Annotated in this window: 11 protein-coding genes and 1 other annotated feature (1 of these 12 cut by a window edge); of the genes, 9 read left to right on the top strand and 2 right to left on the bottom strand. The window is 44.0% G+C overall.

The features are described from left to right. The first annotated feature begins 22 nt into the window (after positions 1–22). Together HNQ84_RS01975 and clpB are read left to right on the top strand one after the other, a co-directional pair. Positions 23–202, top strand: coding sequence for a YjzC family protein (locus tag HNQ84_RS01975; protein ID WP_003395421.1), 180 nt, complete (start codon positions 23–25; stop codon positions 200–202). Positions 203–288: 86 nt separating this feature from the next. Next, the gene (gene clpB, locus HNQ84_RS01970; RefSeq protein ID WP_435620960.1) at positions 289–2,871 is read left to right on the top strand and encodes an ATP-dependent chaperone ClpB; all 2,583 of its coding nucleotides are present in this window, start codon (positions 289–291) and stop codon (positions 2,869–2,871) included. Positions 2,872–2,896: 25 nt separating this feature from the next. Here clpB and HNQ84_RS01965 read toward each other — a convergent pair whose 3' ends face one another. Continuing rightward, on the bottom strand, positions 2,897–3,076 hold the full coding sequence (locus tag HNQ84_RS01965; RefSeq protein ID WP_435620959.1) for a YjzD family protein: 180 nt from the start codon (positions 3,074–3,076) through the stop codon (positions 2,897–2,899). 138 nt (positions 3,077–3,214) lie between these two features. Between HNQ84_RS01965 and HNQ84_RS01960 the strand changes: the two genes are divergently transcribed. The 7 genes from HNQ84_RS01960 to HNQ84_RS01930 all read left to right on the top strand — a co-directional run bounded on the left by HNQ84_RS01960 (position 3,215) and on the right by HNQ84_RS01930 (position 9,141). Next, on the top strand, positions 3,215–3,916 hold the full coding sequence (locus tag HNQ84_RS01960; RefSeq protein ID WP_435620958.1) for a hypothetical protein: 702 nt from the start codon (positions 3,215–3,217) through the stop codon (positions 3,914–3,916). Between the two features lie 90 nt (positions 3,917–4,006). After that, a complete protein-coding gene (locus HNQ84_RS01955) occupies positions 4,007–4,960 on the top strand; it encodes a BMP family ABC transporter substrate-binding protein (RefSeq protein ID WP_435621020.1) in 954 nt (317 codons plus the stop codon). 102 nt (positions 4,961–5,062) lie between these two features. Then, the gene (locus tag HNQ84_RS01950) at positions 5,063–5,995 is read left to right on the top strand and encodes a beta-ketoacyl-ACP synthase 3 (RefSeq protein ID WP_183248554.1); all 933 of its coding nucleotides are present in this window, start codon (positions 5,063–5,065) and stop codon (positions 5,993–5,995) included. Between the two features lie 32 nt (positions 5,996–6,027). Further along, positions 6,028–7,269, top strand: coding sequence for a beta-ketoacyl-ACP synthase II (fabF, locus tag HNQ84_RS01945; protein ID WP_435620957.1), 1,242 nt, complete (start codon positions 6,028–6,030; stop codon positions 7,267–7,269). A gap of 70 nt (positions 7,270–7,339) precedes the next feature. Beyond that, a complete protein-coding gene (locus tag HNQ84_RS01940) occupies positions 7,340–8,062 on the top strand; it encodes a DUF2268 domain-containing putative Zn-dependent protease (protein WP_435620956.1) in 723 nt (240 codons plus the stop codon). 55 nt (positions 8,063–8,117) lie between these two features. After that, positions 8,118–8,324, top strand: a complete 207-nt coding sequence (locus HNQ84_RS01935) for a YuzI family membrane protein (RefSeq protein ID WP_183240430.1) — start codon at positions 8,118–8,120, stop codon at positions 8,322–8,324. A gap of 76 nt (positions 8,325–8,400) precedes the next feature. Next, positions 8,401–9,141 carry a YjbA family protein gene (locus HNQ84_RS01930; RefSeq protein WP_183248561.1) on the top strand — a complete coding sequence of 247 codons (741 nt, stop codon included), beginning with the start codon at positions 8,401–8,403 and terminating at the stop codon, positions 9,139–9,141. A gap of 29 nt (positions 9,142–9,170) precedes the next feature. Here the strand turns inward: HNQ84_RS01930 and trpS are convergent, their stop codons facing one another. Further along, positions 9,171–10,160: a tryptophan--tRNA ligase gene (gene trpS / locus HNQ84_RS01925; RefSeq protein WP_435620955.1), complete on the bottom strand. Its 990-nt coding sequence runs from the start codon at positions 10,158–10,160 to the stop codon at positions 9,171–9,173. Positions 10,161–10,208: 48 nt separating this feature from the next. Then, positions 10,209–10,216 (bottom strand) — a binding site (T-box leader); it runs 220 nt beyond the window's last position.

Here is a 10,216-nt window from a genome sequence, read left to right as displayed (position 1 = left end):
TAGACGATGAGGAGGGATACGGATGGGACAAAGTAGACATTTCCGCCCGGGGCAAAAAGCGCCAAACAACGGGATATATATTGAAATTGGTGAGACAGGGGATCAAGTAAAAAATCCGAAGAAATTAAAACTAAAAGCAGGTGACCGTTTCCCTGAAACGTCAAATCATAACCGCATTTGGACGTACTTTCCAAAACCGTAAGCCATCCTTGCATAAGGGTGGCTTTCTCGTTATAATACGTAATAGATAAAGGTCAAATAAAGTCAAAGTCAAAAGGGGGGAGCGCCATGAATATGCAACAAATGACGGAAAAAGTGCAAGAAGCACTCATGCGAGCTCAATCGTTAGCGGTAGAAAAACAACATCAAGAAGTCGATGTGGAACATGTATGTGTCGCGCTTTTCGAGCAAGAAGATGGGCTTGCTCGGCGAATATGCGAGAAAATGTCAGTTTCCGTCGCGACGTTGTTAGATGAATGGCATAAACAGCTAAACAAAAAACCACAAGTCATTTCAAGCTCAGAGGCAGGGAAAATATATGTAACAAGTCGTTTGCAACAATGGCTTGTGCGCGCAGAACAAGAAGCGAAACAAATGAATGATGAATATATATCCGTTGAACACTTGTTGCTTGCACTCGTTGCTGACAAAGAAGCGCAACCGATTTTGTCGCGCTATGGCATGGACCGAGAGAAGCTACGACAAACGATTATGGGAATAAGGGGGAATCAGCGCGTGGTTAGTCCGAATCCAGAAGCTACATATGAAGCACTGCAAAAATACGGTCGCGATTTAGTGGCGGAAGTGAAAGCAGGGAAAATTGATCCGGTCATCGGCCGCGATAGCGAAATTCGTCGTGTCATTCGCATTTTATCGCGCAAGACGAAAAACAATCCTGTGTTAATCGGAGAGCCGGGCGTCGGTAAAACAGCGATCGTCGAAGGGCTTGCGCAACGCATCGTCCGAAAAGACGTGCCGGAAGGATTGAAAGATAAAACGATTTTTGCACTCGATATGAGTGCTCTTATTGCCGGTGCGAAGTTTCGCGGCGAATTTGAAGAACGGTTAAAAGCAGTATTAAATGAAATAAAGAAAAGTGAAGGACGCATTATTTTATTTATTGACGAACTGCATACGATCGTCGGGGCAGGACGAACAGACGGTGCATTGGATGCCGGCAACATGTTAAAGCCGATGCTTGCTCGTGGGGAATTGCATTGTATCGGAGCGACGACGCTTGATGAATACCGTCAATATATTGAAAAAGATCCAGCGCTTGAACGTCGTTTCCAACAAGTACTCGTCGAAGAGCCGACGGTCGAAGATACGATTTCGATTTTGCGCGGATTAAAAGAGCGATTTGAAATTCATCACGGTGTCAACATTCATGACGGTGCGCTTGTGGCGGCGGCAACATTATCAGACCGTTATATTTCCGATCGGTTTTTACCTGATAAAGCGATCGACTTAGTTGATGAAGCGTGCGCGATGATTCGCACAGAAATCGATTCGATGCCGACAGAATTGGACGAAGTGATGCGCAAAATGATGCAGCTTGAAATTGAAGAAGCAGCGCTCAGAAAAGAACAAGATGAAGCGAGCAAACAGCGCTTGCAAGCGTTATCGCAAGAGCTGGCGAATTTGCGCGAAAAAGCAAATGCGATGAAAGCGCAATGGGAAAAAGAAAAAGAAGCGATTCAACATGTGCGCACATTGCGTGAGCAGTTAGAAAAAGCAAAGCGCGAGTTAGAAGAAGCAGAAAACAATTACGATTTAAATAAAGCGGCGGAACTCCGCCACGGACGCATTCCACAGCTTGAAAAGCAATTAAAACAACTCGAACAAAGCGAAAAAGAGCGGCGACTGCTACGAGAAGAAGTGACAGAAGAAGAAATCGCAACGATTGTGTCGAAATGGACGGGCATTCCGATGACAAAGCTCGTCGAAGGTGAACGGGAAAAATTGTTGCGGCTTTCCGACATTTTACACGAGCGCGTCATCGGGCAAGATGAAGCGGTCGAGCTAGTGAGTGATGCAGTATTGCGTGCGCGTGCAGGCATGAAAGATCCGAATCGTCCGATCGGTTCATTTCTTTTCCTCGGTCCGACAGGTGTTGGGAAAACAGAACTGGCGAAGGCGTTAGCGGAAGCGCTTTTTGATAGTGAACAACAACTGATTCGCATCGATATGTCCGAATATATGGAAAAACATGCGGTGTCTCGTTTAATTGGAGCGCCTCCGGGATATGTTGGCTATGAAGAAGGCGGTCAACTCACCGAAGCGGTGCGCAGAAAACCATATTCGGTCATTTTGCTTGATGAAATTGAAAAAGCGCATCCAGAAGTGTTTAACATTTTACTGCAAATGTTAGATGACGGTCGCATGACGGACTCGCAAGGAAGAACGGTCGACTTTAAAAATACAGTCGTCATTATGACGTCCAATATTGGATCACATACGTTGTTAGAAGCGGTCGATGCGCATGGCGAGGTAAACGAAGAAGCGCGCGAACAAGTGTTGAAACAATTGCGTATGCATTTCCGACCAGAGTTTTTAAACCGCATCGACGATATTGTATTGTTTAAACCGTTAACCGTACGTGAAGTAAAAGGTATTGTCGAGAAGTTCATCAAACAATTAGAAGAACGGTTAGCGGAACGTCATATGACAGTCACACTAACAGAAGAAGCGAAAACGTACATTGCGACACACGGGTTTGACCATGTATATGGTGCGCGTCCATTGAAACGATTCATTCAAAAACATATTGAAACAAAGCTTGCGCGTGAAATTGTTGCAGGGCGCATTGGAGATTACAGTGCGGTGACAATCGATGTCGAAGGCGATGAATTGGTCGTAAAAAAAGGATAAACGGACAAATGCCGTTTATCCTTTTTTAATGATGCACAGGCTCGTTTGGAATGAGTTGCGCAATCAACAAAATGAGAACGGTTGCAATGATCGCTAATGTAGCCCCTGTTGCGAAATGATAAGTGACCCCGATCATCGAGCTAACGACGTATGTCACCATGTTTACTAATAAAAACGTCCAAAAAAACGTCCAAAAAATACGCATGTAACTCCCTCCTTTACACTCTTTTTTATCTTAACATAAATAGTGGATGAGCGAAAACGAAAAATTACAACGCCTAGTACACGAAAAAGAAAATCGCATACGATATATTGTACAATGATGTGCTTAAGGTGGACGGTTATGACAGAGAAGCAACGATTTTTCCAATTTAGCGAGCAATGGTGTGCGATTCATGTGCCAGAGCGCCCGAACGGATTTGCATTACTTATTTTAGGAGATGTATCTCATTTTGTTGATGACAAGACGAGCTTATGGATGCAACATGTTGGAAAAAACAAGTTGTTACACGATTTATTACAACATGGGTATACGATTTTCTATTCCCATTTGTACGGTGCCAATTGGGGAAGTCCAAAAGCCGTCAAACTAGCGAAACAGCTTATTCATTACGTATTAAAAACGGAAATTTTAAATGAGCGCATTTACGTGTTGGCAGAAGGGATGGGGGCGCTTGTCGCTTTACAATTGATGAACGAATTGAACGACCAAATACGTGCCATCGCGCTATTAAATCCTTGTTTATCTTTACAAGCACAGTTGCAATATGAAAAAGAGCATAAATTTTTTTATAAGCGACTGTTGCGCCAACTAAAACAAGCATATGGGCAAGAAGAAGTTGAACGATGCATCCTTCCACTCTGTCCGCCCGTTGTGCCGATGAAAATTTGGCAAGTATCAGGGGTGAACCGATATCCGTCAACGATCCACGCACGAGCATATGCTCAAACGTTTCACGTTCCTGTATCGTATCATTTGCCGGAAAAAACGTATATGTTTGCGCAGGCGATTCATGACTTTTATGAGCAATATAGTGACGTATAGTCCCCATACCCGTGGGGATTTTTTCTTTACCGATAAGAAAGGAAACAAGTAAAATAAAAAATGAGACGGGAAAAGGAGTGTTGCATGTTGATGTGGCGATATACATATTTGATTTTTGCACTACTTGTTATTTTAACTTCTTGCGCCCCTGCTCAATTATCGTCGGGGAATGTACAAAAAGTTGGGCTGCTTGTTCCTGATACGATTGATGATCAAGTGTGGGGAACGAAAGGGTATAAAGGATTGCTACGCATTCAAGCGAAATTTGGTGTCGATGTGTTTTATCGTGAAGGGGTAAACTCAAAGGCTGCGACTAAACAAGCGGTAAAAGAATTTCATCGAAAAGGCGTCAATTTAATTTTCGGGCATGGGAACGAATATGGAGAATATTTTGATGACATCGCAGAAAAATATCCGAACGTCCATTTTGTGTTTTTTAACGGAGAAGCGAAAAAGAAAAACGTCACGAGCTTAAATTTTCAAGGACATGCGATGGGCTTTTTTGGCGGTATGGTCGCAGGACATATGACGAAAACGAATAAAATCGGCGTTATTGCTGCGTTTGAATGGCAACCGGAAGTGGACGGTTTTTTTGAAGGAGCGTTATATGAAAACGAAAACGTTCACGTTGATGTAGAATATGTGCAAAGTTGGGGTGATATTGATGCAGCGATGGAGATTGTTGAGCGAATGATCGCTGATGGGGTCGATGTCGTATATCCTGCTGGCGATACATTTAGCGTACCGATCATTGAAAAAATGAAAGAACATGGGCTATATGCGATTGGCTATGTGACAGACCAAGCAGATTTAGGGGAACGAACGGTACTAACGAGCACCGTCCAACATGTCGATGCATTATATGAGCTCGTTGCGCAAAAGTTTATCGACAAAGAGTTAACGTCAGGAACGACATATGTTGATTTTCAAGACGGTGTCGTTGAACTCGGCACGTTTAGCCCGCTTGTCGATGAATCGTTCCAACAAAAAATAACAGAAGCCATTGAACGATATAAAAAAACGGGGAAATTGCCAAATGAGTGAGGTGGGGAATCCCTCCTCATTTTTTTATTGCACGAAACGAGAAAAGAAAGTAAAATTAGTACCAAGTAATAAAGTTTGATAATAAAAGGAGACGATATTTCCGTGAATGCAGGAATTATTGGAATTGGACGATATTTGCCAGAGCGTATTGTGACGAATAAAGAATTAGAACAACGAATGGATACGTCTGATGAATGGATTCGGACGAGAACAGGCATTGAAGAACGGCGCATTGCTTCAGACGATATGGATACGTCCGATATGGCATATATCGCAGCGAAGCGCGCGCTTGATGATGCGGGTATTTCTCCCGAACAAATTGATTTCATTTTAGTAGCAACGGTCACACCAGATCGCGCGTTTCCGTCTGTTGCATGTATGCTGCAAGAAAAGCTTGGCGCAGTGCGCGCGGCGGCGCTTGATGTGAGCGCAGCATGTGCAGGATTTATGTATGCGATGGTGACGGCGAAACAATTTATCGAAACGGACACGTACAAATATGTGCTCGTTGTCGGGGTAGAAAAATTATCGAAAATCGTCGATTGGACGGATCGGAACACAGCGGTGTTGTTTGGAGACGGTGCAGGCGCTGTTGTGATGGGAAAAGTTTCGGAAGGTCGTGGCATCGTGTCGTTTGAGCTCGGTGCGGACGGAACAGGCGGAAAATATTTATACGAAGACGATTATGTCGTGATGAACGGACGGGAAGTATTTAAATTTGCCGTGCGTCAAATGGGAGAGTCGTGCATTCGTGTGCTAGAAAAAGCAGGGTTGACGAAGGCGGACGTTGACTTTTTAATTCCGCATCAAGCGAACATTCGCATTATGGAAGCGGCGCGCGAACGGTTAGAGCTACCAGTTGACCGCATGTCGATTACCGTGAATAAATACGGAAATACATCCGCTGCATCCATTCCGATTTCGCTCGTCGAAGAAGTAGAAGCTGGACGCATTCAAGATGGCGATTTAATTATTATGGTCGGTTTCGGCGGTGGATTAACTTGGGGCGCTATTGCGTTGCGCTGGGGCAAATAACGATGTATGATGAAACAAAGGAGTGATGTGTGGTGACGAAAAGACGAGTGGTTGTCACGGGGTTAGGAGCAGTGACGCCGTTAGGAAATGATGTTGAAACGACGTGGAAACATATCGTTGCCGGACAATCAGGCATCGGTCCGCTCACACGATTAAACGCGGACGATTTTCCTGCGAAAGTGGCAGCGGAAGTGAAAGATTTTCAAGTTGAACAGTTTATGGATAAAAAAGAAGCGCGTAAAATGGATCGCTTCACACAATACGCAGTCGCGGCTTCGATGATGGCCGTAAAAGATGCGAATTTACAAATTACAGAAGATAACGCTGCACGCGTCGGCGTATGGATCGGTTCAGGCATCGGTGGGATGGAAACGTACGAAGAACAGCTAAAGACGTTTTTAGAAAAAGGGTATCGCCGCGTGAGCCCGTTTTTCGTTCCGATGATGATTCCAGATATGGCGGCAGGGCAAGTGTCGATTATACTTGGCGCAAAAGGAATGAACTCATGTACAGTGACCGCTTGTGCAACAGGAACGAACTCGATTGGCGATGCGTTTAAAGTTATTGAGCGCGGTGATGCGGACGTCATGATTACAGGCGGAACAGAGGCGCCGATTACGCATATGGCGTTTGCAGGATTTAGCGCCGCAAAAGCGCTCTCGTTTAATCCAGACCCGAAAACAGCATGCCGTCCGTTCGATCAACATCGAGATGGATTTATTATGGGCGAAGGGGCTGGCATTATTATTTTGGAAGAACTAGAACATGCGCTAAAACGCGGTGCGCGCATTTATGCAGAAATTGTCGGCTACGGTGCGACAGGGGATGCGTATCATATTACGGCACCAGCACCTGGCGGAGAAGGCGGTGTACGCGCGATGCGCCAAGCGCTTCGTGATGCGAATATGCAACCAGAAGACATCGATTACATTAATGCACACGGAACGAGCACAGAGTATAACGATAAATATGAAACGATGGCGATTAAAGAAGTATTTGGTGAACATGCGTACAAATTAGCGGTCAGCTCGACAAAATCAATGACTGGTCATTTGCTTGGCGCAGCTGGCGCGGTCGAAGCGATTTTCTCCGTTTTATCGATTTACGACGGCGTCATTCCGCCGACGATTAATTATGAAACGCCAGATCCAGAATGCGACTTAGATTACGTGCCAAACGTGGCGCGCAAACAAGACGTGCGTGCCGTATTAAGCAATTCGCTCGGTTTTGGTGGACATAATGCGACAATTATTTTCAAAAAATATGAAGGATGAGTCTCTCCTCATCCTTTTCACATTTTCCTTTCGTTTGTCGTACAATGCGATAACGAAAGGAGGGAGTGTCATGGGAGTGATTAACACAAAAAACTGGTTTGAACATGACAAATGGCGAGAAAAAATAAAAGAAGACGTACAGCGCCATTTATTTGCGCATGGGATGGCGCGGCGCAATCAACATGACATCATGAAACAGCTTGAACAAAAAAACGTATGGGCATTTGTCGCCAAAAAGTTTGCGGAGCTAAAAAAAGAGTGGAATGGGCCAGATGTGCCGATTTATATTTTTCCTGCCGATGCTACCAACCGTTCGCTCCAACATGAATTTGGCGGAAAGTCAGGCGTCGCTTTTCGCGATCAACTATTTTTATTTTTGCTTCCTCATGTTCCGAATGAACATATTTACGCCCTCCTTATTCACGAATACAATCACGTTTGCCGTTTACATGTGGATCCGAAAAATGAGCGCGACTATACGCTCCTTGACCGCATCGTCATGGAAGGATTAGCCGAAAACGCGGTGTATGAGCGACTTGGGAGCAAATATGTCGCGAAATGGACGACATATTACACGGAGGAACAACTAAAGCAGTTTACGAAAAAATGGATCGTGCCAAACATATCGCTTCGTCCAGACGATGCTCGTTACCGTCCGCTTTTATACGGTTCAACCTTTTATCCGCGCATGCTCGGCTATGCGGTAGGGTATGACATCGTGAAGCGAGCGTTGGAAAAAAAGACGATAATCGAATTATTGACAATGGAATCAGAACAAATTTTTTTTATGTAACGCATCGTTTCCCGGTTTGTTCATACATATAGTAGTGGACAAGGGGGACAAATGTATGCGTTTCTTTTTTTATTTGCTTGGGTTTGGGATGTCGGTCATTGGTGGAACGACGATGATTGCGTATTTAAACATTATGGCATCGCGTGCAGATTGGAAAGAATATTTGTTATTTATTAGCACAAAAGTGGAATGTTATTTTTTACCTATCGGCTTATTCATGACGTGGCTAAGTATTTTTTTCCCATTTCGTGATGATGGTTAAATTTAGGGTGAAATGGAATAAAATGAACGACCTCTGACCATACTGTGAACAAATCGTTTGAAGTGAGGGGTTATGCATGTTATATCTTCACGATGTTTGGGTAAATTGGTTTGAAGGAGAAGAAAATGGATATAACGTTTGCCACTTTTATGAGTGGAGAAAAGATGATGCGATTGAGTTATTAGATCAAGTTCCAGTATTAAAAGTGAGCCCACAACTGTTTTACTACTTGGAAAATAGTCTATCGGAAATTCCTAAACCGTTGCTTGAAGATGTGTATCAAAAAGCGTATGTGCGCAAAAATCATGAACGCATTCAGCTTGATTATTGTTTTATTGCCACAGATGGCTATGGCATCGTTGCGATTGATACGATTGGCTATCACATTCCGATTCGTAAAAGCCGCCTCATTCCACGGCAAGAACAGCTCGTTTATGAGATGATGAAAGAGCAAGATGTGCGCATATATCCGTTTCAACAAAGTGAAAAAGAATATCATATTTTATCGCCCCATCCTGCGCTCATGAGCGGATTGACGCGCAAAGAGCGACAATTGAAGCAGCTGTTATTTATGGCGCTTGATCAATTGTACGGAACGAAAAATGTCGCTGAAGTGCGCTATTGGTATACGGAGTGGGCGCCAGAAAAGTATGCATACATTCAACAAATGTCGTTTGAAGAAGCGTGGAACGGCTTGTACGAAGAAGCGAAATACGGATGGTCGGACCGCCATGCGCATTTATGCGAACGGCTTGTGAAAGGACAACCGTTTTTTGAAAAACTATGGGAAATGGAACAAGAGCCGAAAGTGAATTAAAAAACTCAGCCCTTATGGAGCTGAGTTTTTTATCGTCTTTTTCTTCCTAACCCGATGGCGTTTTCCATTTTCTTCAACATTTTATTTGCGACGCGGTTTGCTTTTTCTGCTCCTTCGTCTAAAATGTCATCTAGTTTTGAGCTTTCCATAAGCTCATAATATTTTTCTTGGATTGGTGTCAATGCGTCAATGATCACTTGAGCGACGTCCGCTTTAAATTCTCCGTATCCCTTTCCTGCGTAGCGCTCTTCTAATTGCTCAATCGATTCGTTCGCTAAAATGGAGTAAATCGTCAATAAGTTCGATACGCCCGGCTTCTTTTCTTTATCGTAACGAATGATGCCTTCGGAGTCCGTCACGGCGCTTTTTACTTTTTTCTCGATCGTTTTCGCATCGTCAAGTAGTGTAATGTACGATTTTTGGTTTGGATCGGACTTGCTCATTTTTTTCGTCGGATCAGTAAGCGACATAATGCGGGCTCCGATTTCCGGAATGCGCGCCTCCGGGATCGTGAAAATGTCCCCATATCGTTTATTAAATCGCTCCGCTAAATCGCGTGTCAACTCAATATGTTGTTTTTGGTCTTCACCGACAGGAACGATGTCTGTCGAGTAAAGTAAAATGTCGGCTGCCATAAGCGGCGGATACGTTAACAACCCAGCGCTGACCGCTTCTTTTCCAGCTGATTTATCTTTAAATTGCGTCATCCGCTCTAATTCGCCAATGTAGGCGATGCATTGCAAAATCCAACCCGCTTGCGCATGCGCAGGCACTTCTGATTGAATAAACAACGTTGATTTGTTCGGATCGATGCCAACCGCTAAATAAAAGGCCGCTAAACTGCGAATGTTTTTCCGAAGCACGAGCCGATCTTGCGGAACGGTAATCGCATGTTGATCAGCGATACAAAAGTAGCAGTTGTAATCGTCTTGCAATTCAACAAATTGCTTCATCGCCCCGATATAGTTGCCGAGCGTAATGACGCCGCTTGGTTGAATGCCAGAAAAAATCGTCTTCATGAAATCACTCCTTTTTTTATTTTTCCAAATAAAAAAGGCTCTATCATCTTTAGGGA

This window comes from Anoxybacillus eryuanensis (genome assembly GCF_051200995.1).
Taxonomy (GTDB): Bacteria; Bacillota; Bacilli; order Bacillales; family Anoxybacillaceae; genus Anoxybacillus; species Anoxybacillus tengchongensis.
Note: the sequence above shows the minus strand (reverse complement) of the source record. Positions and strands in the feature narration are given on the sequence as shown.